Source organism: Massilia sp. CMS3.1 (assembly GCF_051262535.1).
Classification (GTDB): Bacteria; Pseudomonadota; Gammaproteobacteria; order Burkholderiales; family Burkholderiaceae_D; genus Telluria.
Genome location: NZ_JBIMES010000023.1, coordinates 1 through 21,570 on the forward strand (window position 1 = coordinate 1; position 21,570 = coordinate 21,570).

A 21,570-nucleotide genomic window follows, 5' to 3' on the forward strand; every position below is an offset into this window, starting at 1 on the left:
CCTTGATTTGTCTTTTATTGTTTCAAGAACTTATTCAATGGCTTAAATCAATTCCCTGCGGCATCATTAAGGCTAGGTTTTACTTTTGCCGAACAATGGGAATCAGCATGCGCCATCACATCCTGAGTATTGCAGTCGTCAGCCTTGCCACGCTCACCGGCGCCAGCGCCGCGAACTCCCCGGCAGGCGTCAAAGATGCACTAAGCAATGAATTGATTGGCCTCCTGCCGGCCGACAGCTTTCGCCTGCGCACCGGACAATGTACCGACTGCCCCGTGCCCAAGCAAAACCTGTGGTACTTCGAGAACGAGCTGATCGCTGTGCCGGCAACCGCTGCGACAGCAGCGGGGTTTAGCCAGGCAAACGACAGGAACAGCGACGTCGCCAAGTGGGCCGCGACACCCCAGGCTGCCCGACTCGCCCATCCTACGCTTGTCTGGATCGGCGCCCCGAGCATCCTCGAAGGCGCGACCATCTTGCCGGGAGCGCATCGCGTGCGCACCGCGGCCGGACAGGAACTCGACCTCAAGCTCGCTCCGAAGCTGTCCACCAACCGCTCGTACTTCAATAGCGCGACCGCTGACGTCTTCAAGGGGCGCGAGGTGCGCATGCGCGGCGCCCTCAGCGACGTCGATGGACGCGCAGTCTTCACCGCCCGCACCATCTGGCCCGCTGATTTTGCCCTCAACATCGCCACACTCAAGAGCGAACCCTTGAAAAACGCGTCCGAGTTGGCCGCGTTCGTGCGTGAGCCGACCAGGCAGCAAAGCGGGATCGACACGCGCCTGTTATGGGAGCGCCATCCCGGCCAGGCGCGCGCGTGGAAGGACAAGCCGGTGCTTGGCATCGTCCTGAACGGCGCCCAGGGCGACGACGATGAATCGCTCGGCGGCCATTTCGCCATCGCCACCGGCCGGTTCGGCGACAAGGGCGACTGGTCCAACTGGGCCGTCAACAATTTTTATAACCTGGACTCGGTCAGCGAGAAGGGCATCGTCGCAGCGACGGTCCCGATGGACAACTACCTGATGGACCTGAATAGCGGCCAGCAGTACTACCGACCCTCAACCATGCTGGTCGCCGTTCTCAACAACGGGCGCACGGCGGCCGCCTTCCAGGGCGGCGTCCAACGGGTGTTCAACCATTTCTACCGCCATGATTTCCGCTACCGCCACGCTGCTGCCAATTGCACCGGCATTAGTGTCGACGTGTTCGACGCGCTCGGCTGGCACGTTCCGAAGCGCGGGCCGACGGCCCCTTTGACATCGCTTGGCGCCTACGTCTATGTGGCGGCCAAGGACGCCAGCCTGACGAGTGGCCGCAAGATCTACGATTACCTGAATGAAGAACAGACCCGGCTGTTGCCGGCGGTCGCATTCGATGCCATCGGACTGGACTTGCTGCAGATCGTCGGCGCCGGCGGCGCGCCCCAGCGTGAGCTGTCCGCCTACGAGCAGCAACTGCGCGACGACGTCGAAGCCATCGTGCTGGTACGCATCCCGCAAATACCGTCGAGCCGTGCCGCCGGCTCGGCGCCGGTGTACTCGTTCGACGAGTTCCGCGCGCGCGTGCCGGCAGACCAGGCCGACTGGAAGATCGTACCGGTCGGCGATCGCCCTTTTCCTGCGGCGCTGCGCGGCGACGGCTTCAAGGCGGAGGAGGATCCGTCCGTGATTCCGCTGCCGATCGCAGGGATCGGCGCCTGCGGGGTATTGGCAGCGCTGGCCTGGCGGCGGCGCAAGCAGCCGCCAAGATCAGCCGGCAAACCGGCCCCGGTGCTGGAAACGTCGGAGTGACGGTTACCTGGCCTGAACGGCCCCACGTTGTACCGGCAACTGCCGGCCGAGCTGTCCCTGGCAGCCCGGCCGAGCATCCTGGCATTTCGGCTGGTAACGAGCACGGCTTGTTTTAGCGCATCCCGCAAGTTTTTCCAAACGGCAAACTTTGCAGGTTCATCTTCCTGGAGAGTCCCATGCACGCTGCGACCGAACAATCCGACCTGGCCGACAAGCTGGCCGCCCCTTTCAACGCCATCGTCTCGCGCCATCGGGCTTCACTCATGCCCATGCTGGGCGGCACTGCCGCAAGTGCGCGACTGACCCTGGGCAACGACGAGGCAGTGCGCAAAGTCGCCGTATTCTGCTATCCGCTGCTTCCCGGGATCATGCGTATGGCGATCAAGGAACCTAGCTTCGTCAACTTCGTGATGAACAACCGCGAACAGCTGCTGGCGCGCCTGACGGCCGAAACAGCGTCGGCCACTGGCGCTTGAGAATTTACTGCGCCACCGGCTCGGCCTCTTTGGCAAGGGCGCGGCCGCGGCTGATGCTGTCGCCATCCTGGCGGCGCAGTCTCCAGAAAATACCTGCCGACAGAATCGTCAGGATGGACAGCGCCCAGAACGCGTGATGCAGGGCGCCGGCCACCAGCACCTGGCTCGTCTGTGGCACGCGGCCCAAGAACCAGGCAGTCACCAGCGACCCCGCAGCCAGGCCAAAACTCATCGACAATTGCTGGAACGAGCTCGAAATCGTGCTCGCCATGCTCGTGTCTCCGGATTCGATATCGGCATACGCCAGCGTGTTCATGCTGGAAAACTGCAGCGAGTTGAAAAACCCCTGCATCAGGCTGATGCCGACGATGACGGCCAGCGGCGTGTCGCGTCCGACGAAGCCGTACAGGGCAATCGTCAGCCCGATGCACAAGGTGTTGAATACCAGCACCTGGCGGTAGCCGAAACGCGCGAGGACTTTGGGTGCGATCAGTTTCATGCCCATGGCGGCGGCAGCTGAGGGCATCATCAACAGGCCCGACTGCCAGGCCGGCAAACCGAGGCCGAGCTGATACAGCAGCGGCAGCAGGAAGGGCAGGCCACCGACGCCCAGGCGCGTGACAAAACCGCCGACCACTGAAATGCGGAAGGTGCGCACCTTGAGCAGCGCCAGGCGCAGCAGCGGGAACTGGATGCGGCTGGCGTGCAAGGCATACGTGGCAAGCAGCCCGATCGACAGCGCCAGCAGCAGGGCCGTGGTGGTGCCGCTCAGGGTATGTTCGCCGAACACTTCCAGCAGCCAGGACAGGATGGCGGTGCCGGAACTGAACAGGATCAGGCCCGGTACGTCGAGCGGACGGCGCGCGTCGCCATGGTAGTCCGGCATGTGGCGCCAGACCAGGTACATGCCGATCAATCCGAACGGCACGTTAATAAAAAAGATGGCGCGCCACGAGGTCCAGTGCACGATCAGGCCACCGACGGTCGGCCCCAGTAGTGGACCGATCAGGGCCGGGATGATGACGAAGTTCATCGCGCCGAGCAGTTCCGACTTCGGGAAAGTGCGCACGATGGCGAGGCGCCCGACCGGCATCATCATCGCGCCGCCCAGGCCTTGCAGCAGGCGCGCGGCCGTCATCAGTTCGGCGCTCGGGGCCAGTCCGCACAGGACCGAAGCGAGCGTGAAGATGCCGATGGCGGTCAGGAAGACGCGGCGGGTGCCGTAACGGTCGGCCATCCAGCCGCTGACCGGAATGCCGACGGCCAGGCCCAGGATATAGCTGGTGACGACCGATTTCAGGCTCAGCGGCGTGACGCCGAGGCTGGCTGCAATGCTGGGAATGGCGGTGTTGACGACCGTGGCGTCGAGCTGCTCCATGAACAGGGCAGTGGCGACCAGCCAGGGCAAATACCTCTTGACGGTGGAACTATCCAAACGGGCCTCATCCAGTCAGCGCGCGGATGCGCATGCTCCACTGGATTGTCACATAAATCGTGCGAAGCCGATTTCAAGCGGGCGCCGTTCAAACGGGCGCCCGCGGGGCGTCTTAAAACTTGTAGCGGGCGCCGAAGATCACGAAATTCGCGCCGTTGTTCGGGCGCTTGATGCTGGCGTTCGAATAATGCTGGAACTTCAGGCCGAGATCCCATTTCGTCGGTGTGACATAACCGATGCCGAGATGGTCACCGAACTGGAAGGCGGTCGACAGCCGGTTGCCGTCGTTGTTGTACAGCTCGGAAAACAGGTTGGCGCCGATGCCGGCCTCGGCGTACCAGCCGAGCTTGTCGTCGCGTTGGTAGCGCAGCACCGGCGTGATGCCGACCACGGCCAGGTTCTGGTGCTGGCCAGGCACGTTGCGGTAGGAAGTACTGCGCCACCAGGCGGCCGATAGGTCCCAATAGCCCGACAGGTGGCGCCCGTTCGAGGCAAACCACTGGCTATCCCAGTCTTTCTGCACGGCCAGGCGCCCCAGGCGTACTTTCGGACCGGTGCCGAATTCGAAGGAGGCCGAATCGATCCAGCCATTGTCGGCAGCACCGGCCTGGCCCGATAGCAGGGACATGGCAACGCCCAGAATGACCCCAAATTTTTGAATAGAGAACATAATTTCTTTCGTAAGTAGGCCAGTCCATGCTGGCGCGTTCGATTATTGTACTAGTATCAACAAAGATGCGTGACCGCTCATCAAATCGTATAAGGGAACCACATGGCGCTTCCAGTTGTCGCATTTCTTGGTATCGGCTTGATGGGGCGGCCGATGGCGGCCCGTCTCGCCACGGCCGGCTTTGCACCGCGTGTATGGAACCGCAGCGCCGCCAAGGCGCAGGCGCTGGCGAGCCTCGGCGCCGTCCCCTGTGCGTCGGTCGACGAGGCCGTTGCCGGTGCGGCCGTCGTGATCTCGATGCTGGAAGCGGGGCCTGCCGTGGAGACGACGATCGCGGCGGCCCTGCCGACGATGGCGCCGGGCACGCTGTGGATCGACATGAGTTCCACGCGCCACGATGAGGCACTGCGTTTCCATGCGCGCCTGGCGCAGCAGGGCATGCGCTTCCTCGACGCGCCGGTGTCGGGCGGCGTCGGGGGTGCCGAGGCAGGGACGCTGGCGATCATGGCCGGCGGCAGCCTGCACGATTTTAACGAGGCCGCGCCCGTGTTCGCCGTGCTCGGCAATGCGCAGCTGGTCGGCCCGGGCGGCAGCGGCCAGGTCGCGAAACTATGTAATCAATTGATCGTCGGCGCGACGATCAACATCGTGGCGGAGGCCTTGTTGCTGGCCCAGGCCGCCGGCGCCGATCCAGGCGCGGTGCGCGAGGCGATCCGCGGCGGCTTTGCCGGCAGCCGCATCCTCGAGGTGCACGGGCAGCGCATGCTGGACCGCAATTTCGTGCCGGGCGGTCAGGTCAAAAGCCAGTTGAAGGATATGCGCAACGTGCTCGCTGCGGCGGGGGAGGCGGGGCTGGTGCTGCCTTTGACGGCGGCGGCGGCGCGCAGTTACGAGTTGATCGAGGGGGAGCTCGGGAATGCGGACCATGCGGCGGCCTTGCTGGCGCTGGAGCGGATCAATCCGGGGCAGCGCGTAGGGGACGGGCCGGACGTGTTGCCCTAGTACGCGTTGCGGCATGCATCCGTACGACAGGGCAGGGCTCGAGAGCCCAGGCCGTATCACATTCCGAACATCAAGCGGCCCCAGTCATCGCCAACCCCGTCTCAACCAGCCTCACCCAATAACTCGCCCCGATCGGCAGCAGCTGGTCATTGAAATCATAACTCCCGTTATGCAGCTGGCACGGCCCCAGTCCGTGGCCGCCGGCGCGATGCTCGCCGTCGCCATTGCCGATAAAAACATAGCACCCCGGCTTCGCCTGCAGCATGAAGGCGAAATCCTCGGCCCCCATGGTCGGCTCGACGGCCGTATTCACGCTTGCCGCACCCACCACCGCGCGCATCGCCTCGATCGCGAACGCGGTCTGCTCCGGATGGTTGATGAGCGGCGGGTAGTTGCGCTTGAAGCTGAAGTCGATGCCGGCATTGAAACCGGCCGCAATCCCGTTCGCCATCTCCGCCATACGGCGCTCGACCAGGTCCAGCACCTCGGTCGAGAAGGTACGCACGGTACCGATCATGACCGCTTCGTCGGGAATCACGTTGGTCGCGCTGCCGGCGTGGATTTGCGTGATTGACAGCACCGCAGTTTCCAGCGGATTCTTTTCGCGCGAGACGATCGTCTGCCAGGCTTGCGCGATCTGCACCGCCACCATCACCGGATCGATGCCGCGGTGCGGCTGCGCCGCGTGGGCGCCTTTGCCTTTGACGACCACGCGGAACTCGTTACTCGATGCCATCATCGGCCCCGGAATCACGCCGAAGCTGCCCGCCGGCAGGCCTGGCCAATTGTGCATGCCGTAGACCGCATCCATCGGGAACTGGTCGAACAGGCCGTCGTCGATCATGCGGCGCGCACCGGCGCCGCCTTCTTCGGCCGGCTGGAAAATCAGGACCACCGTACCGTCGAAGTTGCGGTGACGCGACAAATAGTGGGCTGCGCCCAGCAACATCGCGGTATGACCATCATGACCGCATGCATGCATCTTGCCCGGGTGACGCGACGCGTGGTCAAATGTGTTGAGTTCCTGCATCGGCAGCGCATCCATGTCGGCGCGCAGGCCGATGGCGCGATTCGAGCTGCCGTTCTTGATGATGCCGACCACACCGGTAACGCCCAGGCCACGGACCACGGGAATGCCCCAGTCTTCCAGACACGCCGCGATGACGTCGGCGGTGCGTTGTTCTTCGTAGCAGAGTTCCGGATGGGCGTGCAGGTCGCGCCGGATTTGTTCCAATTCGGTTTGGAATGCGAGGATAGGTTCCACGAGTCTCATCTTGTTCTCCCTGGCTGCATGGAAAGTCATGCAAATGTTGTAATCCATTGTAGCCCGCCTCAACATGAGAATCCATTCCCGGTCACCGGCGCCGCTCACCGACCCCGGCCGAATCAGCTAAAGTATTGGTTTATCGAAGTTTTCCCGAGAATTGAACCCGATGTCGATCACCCAAGTCCGCGCCACCTGCCCCCACGATTGCCCCGATACCTGTGCCTTGCTCGTCACCGTCGAAGACGGCGTGGCGCTTGAGGTGCGCGGCGATCCGGAGCATCCGACCACGGCCGGCGTGCTGTGCACGAAGGTGTCGCGCTACGTCGAACGCACCTATTCGCCGGACCGCGTGCTGCACCCGATGCGCCGCGTCGGCAAGAAGGGAGAGGGGAAATTCGAGCGCATCAGCTGGGCTGACGCCCTCGACGAGATCGCCTATCGCTTGAAGTCGATTGTTGCACGCGACCCGGAAGCAGTCCTGCCGTACAGCTATTGCGGCACGATGGGCCTGGTGCAGGGGGAGGCGATGTCGATGCGCTTCTTTAACAAGCTCGGCGCCTCGCTGCTCGACCGCACCATCTGCGCCACCGCCGGTTTTACTGGCTACAAGTACACGGTGGGCGCCTCGATCGGCACCGACATGGAGCAGTTCCAGGACGCGAAGCTGATCATCATCTGGGGCGGCAACCCGATCGCCTCGAACCTGCACTTCTGGATGCGCGCCCAGGAAGCCAAGCGCCGCGGCGCCACGCTGATCGCGATCGATCCCTACCGCTCGCTGACGGCGGAAAAATGCCATCAGCACATTGCGCTCCTGCCCGGCACGGACGCGGCGCTGGCGCTGGGCCTGATGCATGTGCTGATTGCGCAAGACCTGCTGGACCACGACTACATCGCCCGCTACACGCTCGGCTTCGACGAGCTCAAAGAGCGCGCTGCCGAATGGACGCCCGAGCGTACCGCCGACACCTGCGGCATCGCGGCGCAAGAAGTCATCGACCTCGCACGCCTGTACGGCGGCATGGCGAAACGCGGTGAGCCGGTCGCGATCCGCTGCAACTACGGCGTGCAGCGCGCGCGTGGCGGCGGCATGGCGGTACGGAACATGGCGTGTTTGCCGGCGCTGGTCGGCGCCTGGCGCCATGCGGCGGGCGGCATGCAATTGTCGACCTCGGGCTCGTTCCCCGCGAATCGCGCGGCGCTGCAGCGCCCGGACCTGCTGGCCGGCCGCACGCCGCGCACGATCAACATGACCACCATCGGCGACGATCTGTTAACACCGGCATCGCCCGAATTCGGCCCGCAGGTCGAAGCGGTGATTGTCTACAACGCCAACCCGCTGGCCATCGCACCCGACTCGGCAAAGGTACAACAAGGCTTCGAACGCGAAGACCTGTTTACCGTGGTGCTGGAACAGTTCCAGACCGACAGCGCCGATTACGCCGACATCCTGCTGCCGGCCACGACCCAGCTCGAGCACGTCGATGCGCACCTGGCCTACGGCCACCTGTACATGATGGCGAACAACGCGGCGATTTCTCCGATGGGTGAAGCCAAGCCGAACAGCGAGATTTTCAGGCTGCTGGCCGGGCGCATGGGTTTTACCGATCCGTGTTTCCAGGAGAGTGACGACCAACTGGCCGCGCAAGCGTTCGACAAGACGCACACCCGCGCGATCCATTTCGATTGGGAGTCGCTGAAACAAAAGGGCTGGCAAAAGCTGAACATGCCGGACGCGCCCTTTGCCGAGGGTGGCTTTCCTACGCCTTCGGGCAAGTGCGAGTTCTATTCGAGCACGATGGCGAACGACGGGCTCGACCCGCTGCCGGCCTATATCGCTCCCTACGAGTCGGTGGCCTCGAATCCGGTCTTGGCAAAGAAGTATCCGCTCGCAATGATTTCTCCGCCGGCACGGAACTTCCTGAACTCAACCTTTGTCAATGTACAGAGCCTACGTGCAACTGAGGGCGAGCCGCACCTCGACATCCACCCGAACGACGCCGCCCCACGCGGCATCGTTCACGGTGACATGGCACGTATTTATAACGACCGCGGCTCTTTTATTGCCAAGGCGCGCGTCACCGAGAAAGCGCGACCGGGCCTCGTGGTGGGCTTGTCGATCTGGTGGAAGAAACTTTCCAAGGACGGCAAGAACGCCAATGAAGTGACCAGCCAGCGCCTGACCGACATGGGTCGGGCGCCCACTTTCTACGACACCCTGGTGCAGGTCGAAAAGGCCACACCGCGACCCGGACATGAACTCATCCCATAACCTTCCCCGTTTTTTCCGGCGCGCGCTCCTCATCGCCGCCGCCGCCGGCGCCGTTTCATTACTTGCCAGTTGTTCTACTCTGAATTACTACAGCCAGGCCGCTCAAGGCCAACTCGAACTCCTCTCCGACGCACGGCCCATCGATGACTGGCTGGCCGACCCGGCCACCAACACCTCCCTCCGGCACCGCCTGGAAACGGCGCGCCAGATCCGCCGCTTCGCCGTCCAGCAAATGGGCCTGCCCGACAACGACAGTTATAAAAATTACGCGGCCCTGAAGCGCAAGTATGTGCTGTGGAATGTCGTCGCCACGCCCGAACTGTCCCTGAAACCCCTGCAGTGGTGCTTCCCGGTGGCCGGCTGTGTCAATTACCGCGGCTACTACAGCAAGGCAGACGCCGATGCCTACGCTAAAGAGTTACGCGCGCAAGGCAGCGATGTCGAAGTCGGCGGCGTCAGCGCCTATTCGACCCTCGGCTGGTTCAGCGACCCGCTCATTTCTACCTTCATCAACTATCCCGACGCCGAACTGGCGCGCCTGATCTTCCACGAACTGGCGCATCAGGTGACCTATGTGCAGGGCGACTCGCGTTTCAACGAGTCCTTTGCCAGCGCGGTGGAAGAAGCCGGCGTCGAGCTGTGGCTGGAGCGCTTCGGCAACCCGGCGATGCGCGAAGGCTACGCGCGCTATTCGGTGCGGCGCAAGGATTTCCTGGCCCTGCTCCTGAAGTACCGCAAGGAACTCGAACGCACCTATGCGTCCATCGTGCCCGACGAAACCAAGCGCATCAACAAGGCGCGCCTGTTCATCGCGCTGAAGGAGGAATACCAGGTCCTGAAGGCCAACTGGGGCGGCTACGCGGGCTATGACCGCTTTTTCGCCGAACCGCTCTCGAACGCCCACCTGGCATCGATCGCGACCTACAACGACTACGTACCGGCCTTTCGCGCGATGCTGCACGGCGAGAAAAATTTCGGCGCGTTTTACCGCAAGGTGAACGGCCTTGCCAAGCTCGACAAGACAGAACGCCAGCGCGCCCTGCAGCTATTCGAGGTCGCCACACCGCCCGCCACGTTCATGGTGCAGCGCACCAATGGAGGCTTGCGATAGAGTGCCTGTTCCAATCTCTCCAAAAGCGCTTGCTTATGCGGGCGCTGCCCGATAGCATCACATGCAGCAATAGCAAAGGCATAATGCACACGCCATGGTGTTTTCGCGCCTGCGAGGCGCCAGGGACGATAACGATCCTATTGGAGACAGAGGCACCTGATGGACAAAATTTGGCTGAAGTCGTATCCCCCCGGCGTACCTGCCGAGATCAATCCTGACCAGTACACGTCGCTGGTGCACCTGCTGGAAGAATCGTTCCAGAAGTACGCGCAAAACAATGCGTACGTGTGCATGGACAAGTTCATGACGTACGCGGAGCTCGACGACTGCTCGAAGCGCCTGGCCGGCTGGCTGCAAAGCCGTGGCATGTCCAAGGGCGCGCGCGTGGCCGTCATGATGCCGAACATCCTCCAGTACCCGGTCGCGATCGCCGCCATCCTGCGGGCCGGCTACACGGTGGTCAACGTCAACCCGCTCTACACCCCGCGCGAACTCGAGCATCAATTGAAGGACTCGGGCGCCGAAGCGATCATCGTGCTCGAGAACTTCGCGCACACGGTCGAACAGGTGTTGAAGAACACGCCGGTACGCCATGTGGTCGTGGCGAGCATGGGCGAACTGCTCGGCGGCGCCAAGGGTATGCTGGTCAACTTCGTCGTGCGCAGCGTGAAAAAGATGGTGCCCGAGTTCGCGCTGCCGAACATGGTGCGCTTCAAGGACGCGCTGGCCCAGGGCGGCAAGATGCCGTTCGCGCCGGCGACGCTCACCTCGTCCGACGTCGCGTTCCTCCAGTACACCGGCGGTACCACGGGCGTCTCGAAAGGCGCCACGCTCACGCACCGCAACATCATCGCCAACGTGCTGCAAACCGAAGCCTGGGCCGAACCAGCCATGTCGCAGCCGCCGGTCGTGCAGTTCCAGACCATCGTCTGCGCGCTGCCGCTGTACCACATCTTCGCCCTGACGGCCTGCGCCCTGTGGGGCATGCGCGCCGGCGCCATGAACATCCTGATTCCGAACCCGCGCGACATCCCGGGCTTCATCAAGGAGCTGGGCAAGTACAAGATCAACATGCTGCCGGCGGTGAACACACTGTACAACGCGCTGGTCAATCATCCGGACATCGGCAGCGTCGACTTCTCGCAATTGAAAACGGCGAATGGCGGCGGCATGGCCGTGCAGCAGGCGGTCAACGACAAGTGGAAGCAGATCACCGGCAAGAGTATCATCGAGGGTTACGGCTTGTCGGAAACCTCGCCGGTCGCAACCTGCAACCGTTCTGACGAGCAGGGCTTCACCGGCAGCATCGGTTTGCCGGTGCCGTCGACCGACATCGCGATCCTGGACGATGACGGCAAGCCGGTGGCTCTCGGCGAACGCGGCGAGATTGCGATTCGCGGCCCGCAGGTAATGGCGGGCTACTGGAACCGTCCGGACGAGACCGCGAAAGTCATGACCGCCGACGGCTTCTTCAAATCGGGCGACATCGGCACCATGGACGAGCGCGGCTACGTGACAATCGTCGACCGCAAGAAGGACATGATCCTGGTGTCGGGCTTTAATGTGTACCCGAACGAACTCGAAGGCGTGATCGCCGGCCACCCCGGCGTGCTCGAATGCGCGGTCGTCGGCGTGCCGGACGAGCACTCTGGCGAGGCGGTGAAGGTGTTCGTGGTGCGCAAGGACCCGGCCCTGACCGAAGCGGCCCTGATGGACTACTGCAAGCAGCAGTTCACCGGCTACAAGAAACCGAAGTTCATCGAGTTCCGCGACGAACTGCCGAAGACCAACGTCGGCAAGATCCTGCGGCGCGCGCTGCGCGACGAACAGCAAGCGAAGCAAAAGCAAGCAGCCTGACGCCACAGCGCGTTCGGTTGGCAAAGCCGCCCGGGTTAAGGGCGGCTTTGCATTTTATTGAACACACAGTTTTTCAGAAGGCGAGGCATAGATGGACAAGTTTTGGCTCAAGTCGTACCAGGCTGGCGTACCGGCGGAGATCGACCCGACACAGTACCGCTCCCTGACCCATTTGCTGGAAGAGTCCTTCCGCAAGTGCGCTGGCCAGAACGCGTTCGCCTGCATGGACAAGACCATCACCTACGCCGACCTCGACCGCATGTCGGCGCAGATGGCCGCCTGGTTCCAGAGCCGCGGCCTGCAGCCGGGCGCGCGCGTGGCGATCATGCTGCCGAACGTGCTGCAATATCCGGTCGCGATGGCGGCGGCCCTGCGCGGCGGCTACACCATCGTCAACGTCAACCCGCTGTATACACCGCGCGAACTGCAGCACCAGTTGAAGGATTCCGGCGCCGAGGCGCTGGTGGTGCTGGAGAATTTCGCCCATACGGTCCAGCAGGTGATCGCGAACACACCTGTGAAACACGTCATCGTCGGCACCATGGGCGACTTGCTGGGCGGCATCAAGGGCACGATCGTCAACTTCGTCGTGCGCAAGGTGAAAAAGATGGTGCCGGCCTGGTCGCTGCCGGGTTCGATCGGTTTCAACAAGGTACTGGCCGAAGGTGCGCGCCTGAGCTTCAAGCCGGTGAAACTCGGCCATGACGACATCGCCTTCCTGCAGTACACGGGCGGCACCACGGGGGTATCGAAGGGCGCGGTCCTGTTGCACAAGAACGTGCTGGCCAACGTGCTGCAAAACGAAGCCTGGTTCGCGCCATCCCTCGGCCGCGCCAAGACCGGCGAGCAGCTGCAATTTATGTGCGCGCTGCCGCTGTACCACATCTATGCGCTGACCGTCTGCGGCCTGCTGGGCATGCGCCTGGGCGCGATGAACCTGCTGATCCCGAACCCGCGCGACATGGACGGCTTCATCAAGGAACTGGGCAAGTACCGCATCAACGTGTTCCCGGCGGTCAATACCTTGTACAACGGTCTGGTGAACCAGCCGGCCTTCGCCAACCTCGATCATTCGAGCTACCTGGTGTGCCCGGGCGGCGGCATGGCGGTGCAGCAGGCGGTGGCCGACAAGTGGCTGAAAATTACCGGCACCCCGATCGTGGAAGGCTACGGCCTGTCCGAAGCCTCGCCGGTCGCGACCGCGAACCGCTGCGACATCACCGATTTCACCGGCACCATCGGCCTGCCGCTGCCGTCGACCGAAATCCTGATCGTCGACGATGCGGACCAGCCGGTCCCCTTTGGCCAGTCCGGAGAAATCGCCATCCGCGGCCCGCAGGTGATGGCCGGCTACTGGCAGCGCGACGACGAAACGGCGAAAGTCATGACCGCGGACGGCTTCCTCAAAACCGGCGACATCGGCATCATGGACGAGCGGGGCTACACCCGCATCGTCGACCGCAAGAAGGACATGATCCTGGTTTCCGGCTTCAACGTGTACCCGAACGAAGTCGAGAACGTCGTCGCGGCGCATCCGGGCGTGCTCGAAGTGGCCTGCGTCGGCGTGCCGGACAAGCACTCGGGCGAAGCGGTGAAGCTGTACGTGGTGCGCAAGGACCCGGCGCTGACCGTCGAGACCCTGATGGACTTCTGCAAGGAAGAGCTGACCGGCTACAAGCGCCCGCGCATGATCGAATTCCGCGACACGCTGCCGAAGACGAACGTCGGCAAGATCCTGCGCCGCGAACTGCGCGACGAGAAGCAGTCGGCTTGATAGCCTTGCCCGGCATGCGGCGCTGCGCCGCATGCCTTACCTGATTATCCGGCGCGCCTCACCCGGGACGCGCCGCCATCGACCGCGAATGTCGCAAGCCGGGTTTGCCCCGAGCGTGCATCGCGTACATCGTCCAGTCCCATGAAACGCGCCCGCGCCGATTGCGGCGTCACTTCCACCAGCATGTAGCCGCGCCGGTCGCTGCGCCCGTACAGCATGTGCGGGTTGCGTTCGACGTTTTCCTGGGTGCGTCCCTGCGGCCGCGAACTCGAGGTGATCGAGGTGCCGCACAATTCGGCGGCGACGACGGGATTGCTTTTTGATGCCGGCCTGCTGAAATCCCGGCGCAATTCGCTCGCATAAAACGTGTGCACGTCCCCGGCCAGCACCAGCGGGTTCCTGGCGCCGCTGTTCACCAATGTGTCGAGCAGGCGCTTGCGCGCCACCGGATAGCCATCCCAGCCATCGGTCCAGAAGCGGCCGTCGGCGGGCGACTGGATCGGAACGCCGCTCGACTGCGCCATCGGCGTCTGCTGGGCCAGGATGTTCCAGTGGGCGCGCGACGAGACTAAACCCTGTGCCAGCCAGGCTTCCTGTCCGGTCCCCAGCATCGTGCGCGACGGATCGCGCAGTTCGGCGCAGGCGCGCGCCAGCACCACGTTCGAGCCGCCGCGGCCCGGCTTCGAGCACGGCAGCTGCGATCTGTACTGGCGGTTGTCGAGCACGTGGAAGCGCGCCAGGCGACCCCAGTCATGGCGCTGATACATGCGCATGCTGCCGAAGCGCCCGGCCTGTGGCGGCGGCAGGCGCAGCGGCATGTGTTCATAGAAGGCCTGGTACGCCGCGGCGCGGCGCGCAGCAAAATCCTTCGACAGGCGCTCGTCGATGTCGCCGGCGTAGTCGTTGGCGACCTCGTGGTCGTCCCAGGTGACGATCCACGGCGCGGCGTGGTGCGCGCTTTGCAAGTCCGGGTCGCTCTTGTACTGCGCGTAGCGCGCGCGGTACTGCGCCAGCGTGAACGATTCGTCGCTGCGGATCGCCCGTTGCGGGTGGCGCAGCTGATAGGGACCCCACTCGTAGATGTAGTCGCCCAGGAAGGCGACCAGGTCGGGCGCGGCGGCTGCAATGTGGCGATGCGCGGCGTAGTGGCCGAACTCCCAGTGCTGGCAGGAGGCGACCACCAGTTTCAGCATCGAGGGGAGGGCGTCGCCTGCGGGCGCGGTTCGTGTGCGGCCCACCGGACTGATGGCGTCGCCCAGCATGAAGCGGTACCAGTACCATCGTTCCGGCTTCAGGCCGTTCGCATCGACGTGCACGCTGTGCGCGAGTTCAGGGGAGGCGACCGCGCTGCCTTGCGCGACGACTTTTCGAAACGCCTCGTCCTGGGCCACTTCCCAGCGCACAGTGAGCGCGATCGGAGACACCGATGCCGCGTTCAGCGGATCGGGCAGGATGCGGGTCCAGAGGATGACCGAATGCGGCAGCGGCGAGCCGGAGGCGACGCCGAGCGAAAACGGCGTCGATTTTTCAACCGCGGCCGCGCTGGCGCTGAACGTCGCACCGGTCGCGGCGGCGGCGCTCAGGCGTGCCGCTTCGAACAGGAAGCTGCGGCGCGTGTTCACCTGGGGATGCGCAATTACTGATTCGAGATCAGCGATTCGATCGGCGGCAGCTGGCGCGGCTTGCGGTCCGGGCCGGTGGCGACATAGGTCAGCGTCGCCTCGGTCACCTTGACGATGTGCGACTGCAGACGATTGCGCTCGGCATACACCTCGACATACACCGTGATCGAGGTGTTGCCCACCTTGACGATATCGGCGTAAAACGACAGCAGGTCGCCGACGAACACCGGGTTCTTGAACAGGAACGAGTTCACCGCAATGGTGGCGACCCGGCCGTTCGCGCGGCGCGTGGCCGGCAGCGAACCGGCGATGTCGACCTGCGCCATGATCCAGCCGCCGAAGACGTCGCCATACACATTCGCGTCAGGCGGGCCCGGCATCACCCGCAACTGCGGCATTTTTCCTTCCGGCAGGCGGTTGGTGGGGACGGGGGCGGTGTTTTCTGGCGTGGTCATCTTGAATTCTCATGAAAAGCTACAATCGTCCCGAATTGAACCATAAATCCCGGACCCCTGCCATGCGACGCCATTCCACCAGTTCCCCTCCACCCCCCGACGCTATCGGCAGGCAGCGCACCGACTGGGCCACGCTCAAAACGCTGTTTCCCTATCTGTGGATCTATAAATGGCGCGTGATCGCCGCGCTCGGCGCGCTGATCGGCGCCAAGATGGCCAACGTCGGCGTGCCGCTGGTGCTGAAACAACTGATCGACCAGCTGGCGATCGACCCCGCCCACCCGCAGGCGCTGCTGGTGTTGCCGCTCGGCGCCCTGGTCGCGTACGGCTTGCTGCGTCTGTCGACGACGGTGTTTACCGAGCTGCGCGAATTCCTGTTCGCGCGCGTCACGCAGCGCGCGGTACGCACGATCGCCCTGCAGGTGTTCCGCCACCTGCATGCGTTATCTCTGCGCTTTCACCTGAACCGCCAGACCGGCGGCATGACGCGCGATATCGAACGCGGCACGCGCGGCGTGAATTCCCTGATCTCGTATTCGCTGTTCAACGTGCTGCCGACCCTGGTCGAGATCACGCTGGTGCTGGGCTACCTGGTCTTCAATTACGACAAGTGGTTCTCGATCATCACCGCCGTGGCGCTGGCGACCTACATCGTGTTTACCGTGGTTGTCACCGAATGGCGCACCCATTTCCGGCGCACGATGAACGACCTCGACTCGAAGGCGAATACCAAGGCGATCGACTCGCTGATCAACTACGAAACCGTCAAATACTTCGGCAACGAAGACTACGAAGCCAAACGCTACGACCAGGGCTTGCAGAGCTACGAGAACGCCGCGGTGCGCTCGCAGACCTCGCTGTCGGTGCTCAACACCGGCCAGTCGCTGATCATCGCCACGGCCGTCACCCTGATCCTGTGGCGCGCCACCGAGGGCGTGATTGCCGGCACCATGACGCTGGGCGACCTGGTGCTGGTGAACTCGTTCATGATCCAGCTGTACATCCCGCTCAATTTCCTGGGCGTGATCTACCGCGAGATCAAGCAGGCGCTGGCCGATATGGAGCGCCTGTTTGGCCTCTTGGACCAGAACCGTGAAGTGGCCGATTCCCCCGGCGCGCAGCCTTTGGTCACGAAAGGCGCGCGCGTCGAATTCTCGCACGTCGAGTTCAGTTACGAGTCCAAGCGCCAGATCCTGTTCGATGTCGACTTCGCCATTCCCGCCGGTACCACGACGGCGGTGGTGGGGCACAGCGGCTCGGGCAAGTCGACCTTGTCGCGGCTGCTGTTTCGCTTCTACGACGCGAACAAGGGCGCGATCAGCATCGACGGCCAGGACATCCGCAGCGTGACGCAAGCCTCGCTGCGTTCGACGATCGGCATCGTGCCGCAGGATACGGTGCTGTTCAACGACAGCATCGAGTACAACATCGCTTACGGCAGGCCGGGTGCGAGCAAGGAAGATATCGTCGCGGCGGCGCGTGCGGCCTCGATCCACGATTTCATCGAGAGCCTGCCGGACGGGTATGGGACGATGGTCGGCGAGCGGGGACTGAAACTGTCGGGCGGGGAAAAGCAGCGCGTGGCCATTGCCCGCACCTTGCTGAAGAATCCGGCGATCCTGATTTTTGATGAGGCGACATCGGCGCTCGACTCGAAGTCGGAGCAGGCGATCCAGGCGCAGCTGAAGGAAATTGCGCGCAACAGGACCACGCTGGTGATTGCGCACCGCCTGTCGACCATCGCCGACGCGCAGCAGATCATCGTGCTCGATCACGGCAAGATCGTCGAACGCGGCACGCATGGCAGTTTGCTCGCGGCGCAGGGCTTATATGCGCAGATGTGGGAGCGCCAGCAGGCGCGACCGGATGAAGAGCTGGCGTCACCGCCGTTGGCGTTGCAGGGGGAGTGATTCGGTGTGCGGCGCTGTTGCGTGGGACGTTATCGGTTCGCATGATCCGTTTGGGCTCAGGAGCCCACGCGGATTCGGCGCACCGATACCGGGGCAGGCAACAGCCCCACTTACCGGTGCGAACCAATCAATACGTACTGAACATCTTCTGAATTTCCCGCGTATTGCTGGTCCTGGTCAGGGCCAGCATCAACAAGATCCGCGCCTTCTGCGGCGACAGATTATCCCCCGCCACAAAATCGAGCTCGTCGTCATTCGCCTCGCCATTCCGCGCCACGATGCCCTGGCCCACGCGGCTTGACCTCACGATCAGCACGCCCTTCTTGCGCGCGCTCGACAAGGCAGGACGCACCTTCGCCGGCAGCGAACCGTTACCGACACCCGCATGGATCAATCCCTTGGCACCCGAGGCCACCAGCGCCTCGACCGCCACCGGCCCCACGTTCGCATGCGCGTACGCGATTTCGACCTGCGGCAATACCGACAGGTTCATCACGTCGAACTCCGACTCGAGCGTGTGACGACGCATCGCCGTGCGATAAAAATACGGCTTGCCGCCCTGGATATAACCGAGCATGCCGAGCTCCGACGCTTTAAACGTGTCGGTCGTCGTCGTGTTCGACTTGGTGACGTCGCGCGCGCCGTTGATCTGGTCGTTCATCGCGACCAGCACGCCGCGTCCGACCGCCTCAGACGAGCCGGCCAGCATCACCGCGTTGTACAGGTTGATCGGGCCGTCGGCCGACAGCGCAGTCGACGGGCGCATCGAGCCGACCACCACCACCGGCTTCCTGCTTTTCACAACCAGGTTCAAAAAATATGCCGTCTCTTCCAGCGTGTCGGTGCCGTGGGTGATGACGATGCCATCCACGCTCGGCTGCGCCAGCAGGGTGTTGACGCGTTTGGCCAGCGCCAGCCAGTGCTCGTTGCCCATGTTTTCGCTGGCGATCTGGAATACCTGCTCGCCGCTGACGTTCGCGATCTTCGTCATCTCCGGCACCGCCGCGATCAGCGTCTCAATACCGACCGTGGCGGCCGTGTAGCCGACCGTGGTGGTGCTGGTGGCGCCGGTGCCGGCGATCGTGCCGCCGGTGGCAAGGATGGTCACGTTCGGCAGCTTGACGGCTGCGGTCTGGGTCTGGGCCTGCGCCGCAAGAGCGACGCAGAACAGGAACCCGAACAGCGCACTGGCCGAGCGGGCGGTTTTATGAAACAGCATGTACTTCTCCTTAAACTAAAGCGTCTTACAGTTTTTTGTAAACGACGCCGTCCTTCATCACGAACTTCACTTGTTCGAGCAGTTTGACGTCGCGCAGCGGGTCGCCATCGACCGCGACGATGTCGGCCGCGAAGCCCGGCGCGACCGCGCCCAGCCGCTGCGGCTGGTCGAGCAGTGCGGCGGCGTGCACGGTCGCGGCGCGGATCGCGTGGATCGGCGTCATGCCCGCTTCCACCATGTAGCCGAATTCCTTCGCATTCTCGCCGTGCGGGAACACGCCCGCGTCGGTGCCGAAGGCGATTTTTACTCCCGCCTTGTGGGCGCGCGCGAACGTCGCCTGCAGCTGCGGTCCGATCGCGATCGCCTTCGGGCGCACCAGGGCGGAGTAATAATTCGGGTCCTTCGCCTTGTCGGCGACGTAGCGGCCGGCCGAGATGGTCGGCACGTACCAGTGGCCGGTCTTCTTGAACAGGGCGACCGTTTCGTCGTCCATCAAGGTGCCGTGCTCGATCGAGTCGACGCCGGCGCGCAGCGCGCGCTTCATGCCTTCGGCACCATGCGCATGCGCGGCCACGCGGAAACCGTAATCTTTCGCCGTGCTGACGATGGCGCGCAGCTCGTCCTCGGTGTACTGCGAGTTCTGGCCATTCGGCGCCTGGCTCAGCACGCCGCCGGTGGCGGTGATCTTGATCAGGTCCGCGCCTTCCTTGTAGCGGGCGCGCACGGCTTGCCGGCCCTGTTCAGGGCTGTCGATCACGCCCTGGTCCGGCCCCGGCGTGCCGATTTTCTCGTTCAAAAAGTGCGACAGGTTGTTGGTCGGGTCGGCATGGCCGCCGGTGGTGGCAATCGATTTCCCTGCCGTGAACATACGCGGGCCCGACACGGCGCCGGCTGCGATCGCGCGTTTCAGCGACACGTTCAAGCCATCCTGCGCACCGAGGTCGCGCACGGTGGTAAAGCCCGCCATCAGCGTGCGCTCGGCGTATTTCACGGAGCGGTAGGCCAGGTCGGCCGGATCGGCGGTGAGACGGTCGCGGTAGGCATCGATGGCCGGCGCAGTCTCGCCCGTCAGGTGCACGTGCATGTCGATCAGGCCCGGCAGGCAGGACTTGGTCGACAGGTCGATATGGCCGGCGCCAGGCGTCATCGGCCCCACCGATTTGATGGTGCCGTCTTCGATCACGATGCTGACGCGTTCGCGCCAGGTGCCGCTCTTGACGTCGAGCAGGCGGCCGCAATCGACCGTTTCGGTAGCGCCCTGGGCGCCGTTCAGGACCAGCAGCAAACCTGCCGCGCAAAGCTGTTTCATCGTGTTGTCTCCGTACTTGTTATGAAAAAAAGGCCTCCCATCGCTGGAAGGCCCCGTATGTTTTTCTATGTCAAGGTCAGCGCAGCGGCGACGTCGCGACGTCCTTGTGCGGTACCGGCTCCTCGAGGTCGCCCTCCCATTTCGCGACGACGGCGGTGGCGATGCCGTTGCCGATCACGTTGGTGGCCGAACGCGCCATGTCGAGGAAGTGGTCGATGCCCAGCAGGAGCAGCAGGCCCGCTTCCGGGATGTTGAACTGGCCGAGCGTCGCAGCGATGACGACCAGCGAGGCACGCGGCACGCCGGCCATGCCCTTCGAGGTCAGCATCAGCACGAGCATCATCATCATCTGGGTCGCCAGCGGCATTTCGATGCCGTAGGCCTGGGCGATGAACACGGTCGCGAAGGTGCAGTACATCATCGAGCCGTCGAGGTTGAACGAGTACCCGATCGGCAGCACGAAGGCGGCCAGGCGATTCTTGACGCCGAAGCGCTCCAGGCCTTCCAGGGTTTTCGGGAACGCCGCTTCCGACGACGCGGTCGAGAAGGCGAGCAGGGTCGGCTCGCGCAGTTCGACGATCAGGCGCAGCACGCGCGGCCCGAGGAAGATCATGCCGATCAGGATCAGGATCACCCACAGCAGCACGATGCCGAGGTAGAACTGGCCCATGAAGATGCCGTAGGTCGAGAGCACACCGAGGCCGCTCTTGGCGATGATGCCCGCCACTGCCGCGAACACGGCGATCGGCGCGAAGTTCATCACGTAACCGGTGAGTTTCAGCATGACGTGGGCGACGCCGTCGATGGCATCGATCATCGGCGTGGCGCGCGCGCCGACAGCGGCGGCGGCCGTGCCGAAGAACAGCGAGAACACGACGATCTGCAGGATCTCGTTCCTGGCCATGCCGTCGACGATCGAGGACGGCACCAGGTGGGTGATGAATTCCTTCAGGGTCAGGCCCGAGGTGACGATGCCCGAGTCGGTGCCGACCGGCGGCAGGTTGCCCAGCGCCGCCATCGCGTCGCCCGGACGGAACAGGTTCACCAGGATCAGGCCCAGCGACAGCGAAATGATCGAGGCGATGACGAACCAGCCGAGCGCCTTGACGCCGATGCGGCCGACTTCCTTGGCGTCGCCCATCTTCGCGATGCCGACCACCAGGGTGGCAAACACGAGCGGCGCAATGATCATCTTGATCAGGCGAAGGAACAGCGTCGTCACCAGCGACATCGTCTCGGCGAAGCCATTCGGATTGGCCAGGTTGGTGTTGGCGATGTAGCCAACGACGATCCCCAGCGCGAGGCCGATCAGGATATAGGTAGTGAGACGGTTTCGATTGTTCATGGACTGCTTCCTGTAGTCGGCTGCGCATGCGCCGGACGGCGGTTGGATGT

At 63.7% G+C, this 21,570-nt stretch carries 16 protein-coding genes; 8 read left to right on the forward strand and 8 right to left on the reverse strand.

What is annotated here, in order from left to right:
- Window positions 1-107: 107 nt before the first annotated feature.
- A complete protein-coding gene (locus ACHAC9_RS22535) occupies window positions 108-1,796 on the forward strand; it encodes a hypothetical protein (RefSeq protein ID WP_435763699.1) in 1,689 nt (562 codons plus the stop codon).
- A 176-nt stretch (window positions 1,797-1,972) separates the two neighbouring features.
- Complete coding sequence (locus ACHAC9_RS22540) at window positions 1,973-2,272, forward strand: hypothetical protein (protein WP_435763701.1); 300 nt, start codon at window positions 1,973-1,975, stop codon at window positions 2,270-2,272.
- A gap of 4 nt (window positions 2,273-2,276) precedes the next feature.
- Here ACHAC9_RS22540 and ACHAC9_RS22545 read toward each other — a convergent pair whose 3' ends face one another.
- Complete coding sequence (locus ACHAC9_RS22545) at window positions 2,277-3,707, reverse strand: MFS transporter (RefSeq protein WP_435763703.1); 1,431 nt, start codon at window positions 3,705-3,707, stop codon at window positions 2,277-2,279.
- 112 nt (window positions 3,708-3,819) lie between these two features.
- Window positions 3,820-4,335 (reverse strand): acyloxyacyl hydrolase, encoded by a 516-nt coding sequence (locus tag ACHAC9_RS22550; RefSeq protein WP_435763705.1) that lies wholly within the window; start codon window positions 4,333-4,335, stop codon window positions 3,820-3,822.
- A gap of 144 nt (window positions 4,336-4,479) precedes the next feature.
- On the opposite strand from ACHAC9_RS22550, the gene ACHAC9_RS22555 reads away from it, so the two are divergent.
- Window positions 4,480-5,379: an NAD(P)-dependent oxidoreductase gene (locus ACHAC9_RS22555; protein ID WP_435763706.1), complete on the forward strand. Its 900-nt coding sequence runs from the start codon at window positions 4,480-4,482 to the stop codon at window positions 5,377-5,379.
- 70 nt (window positions 5,380-5,449) lie between these two features.
- Here the strand turns inward: ACHAC9_RS22555 and ACHAC9_RS22560 are convergent, their stop codons facing one another.
- Complete coding sequence (locus tag ACHAC9_RS22560; RefSeq protein WP_435763708.1) at window positions 5,450-6,652, reverse strand: M20 aminoacylase family protein; 1,203 nt, start codon at window positions 6,650-6,652, stop codon at window positions 5,450-5,452.
- Window positions 6,653-6,812: 160 nt separating this feature from the next.
- Here ACHAC9_RS22560 and ACHAC9_RS22565 point away from each other — a divergent pair, with 160 nt between their 5' ends.
- From ACHAC9_RS22565 to ACHAC9_RS22580, 4 genes are all read left to right on the forward strand, one after another.
- Window positions 6,813-8,918, forward strand: a complete 2,106-nt coding sequence (locus ACHAC9_RS22565) for a molybdopterin-containing oxidoreductase family protein (RefSeq protein ID WP_435763709.1) — start codon at window positions 6,813-6,815, stop codon at window positions 8,916-8,918.
- The gene (locus ACHAC9_RS22570) at window positions 8,902-10,029 is read left to right on the forward strand and encodes an aminopeptidase (protein WP_435763710.1); all 1,128 of its coding nucleotides are present in this window, start codon (window positions 8,902-8,904) and stop codon (window positions 10,027-10,029) included. The genes ACHAC9_RS22565 and ACHAC9_RS22570 overlap by 17 nt, the downstream gene beginning before the upstream one ends.
- A 159-nt stretch (window positions 10,030-10,188) precedes the next feature.
- Window positions 10,189-11,886 (forward strand): long-chain-fatty-acid--CoA ligase, encoded by a 1,698-nt coding sequence (locus ACHAC9_RS22575; protein WP_435763712.1) that lies wholly within the window; start codon window positions 10,189-10,191, stop codon window positions 11,884-11,886.
- Between the two features lie 91 nt (window positions 11,887-11,977).
- Window positions 11,978-13,660 carry a long-chain-fatty-acid--CoA ligase gene (locus ACHAC9_RS22580; RefSeq protein ID WP_435763714.1) on the forward strand — a complete coding sequence of 561 codons (1,683 nt, stop codon included), beginning with the start codon at window positions 11,978-11,980 and terminating at the stop codon, window positions 13,658-13,660.
- Window positions 13,661-13,704: 44 nt separating this feature from the next.
- Here the strand turns inward: ACHAC9_RS22580 and ACHAC9_RS22585 are convergent, their stop codons facing one another.
- Together ACHAC9_RS22585 and ACHAC9_RS22590 are read right to left on the reverse strand one after the other, a co-directional pair.
- Window positions 13,705-15,282 (reverse strand): alkaline phosphatase D family protein, encoded by a 1,578-nt coding sequence (locus tag ACHAC9_RS22585; RefSeq protein WP_435763716.1) that lies wholly within the window; start codon window positions 15,280-15,282, stop codon window positions 13,705-13,707.
- Between the two features lie 14 nt (window positions 15,283-15,296).
- Window positions 15,297-15,737 (reverse strand): acyl-CoA thioesterase, encoded by a 441-nt coding sequence (locus ACHAC9_RS22590; protein ID WP_435763718.1) that lies wholly within the window; start codon window positions 15,735-15,737, stop codon window positions 15,297-15,299.
- 62 nt (window positions 15,738-15,799) lie between these two features.
- On the opposite strand from ACHAC9_RS22590, the gene ACHAC9_RS22595 reads away from it, so the two are divergent.
- Complete coding sequence (locus ACHAC9_RS22595) at window positions 15,800-17,647, forward strand: ABCB family ABC transporter ATP-binding protein/permease (protein WP_435763720.1); 1,848 nt, start codon at window positions 15,800-15,802, stop codon at window positions 17,645-17,647.
- Between the two features lie 127 nt (window positions 17,648-17,774).
- On the opposite strand, the gene ACHAC9_RS22600 is transcribed toward ACHAC9_RS22595, so the two are convergent.
- The 3 genes from ACHAC9_RS22600 to ACHAC9_RS22610 all read right to left on the reverse strand — a co-directional run bounded on the left by ACHAC9_RS22600 (window position 17,775) and on the right by ACHAC9_RS22610 (window position 21,520).
- Complete coding sequence (locus tag ACHAC9_RS22600; RefSeq protein WP_435763722.1) at window positions 17,775-18,866, reverse strand: type II asparaginase; 1,092 nt, start codon at window positions 18,864-18,866, stop codon at window positions 17,775-17,777.
- A 25-nt stretch (window positions 18,867-18,891) separates the two neighbouring features.
- Complete coding sequence (locus tag ACHAC9_RS22605) at window positions 18,892-20,175, reverse strand: amidohydrolase family protein (protein ID WP_435763724.1); 1,284 nt, start codon at window positions 20,173-20,175, stop codon at window positions 18,892-18,894.
- A 76-nt stretch (window positions 20,176-20,251) separates the two neighbouring features.
- Window positions 20,252-21,520 carry a dicarboxylate/amino acid:cation symporter gene (locus tag ACHAC9_RS22610; RefSeq protein WP_435763726.1) on the reverse strand — a complete coding sequence of 423 codons (1,269 nt, stop codon included), beginning with the start codon at window positions 21,518-21,520 and terminating at the stop codon, window positions 20,252-20,254.
- Window positions 21,521-21,570: the final 50 nt, after the last annotated feature.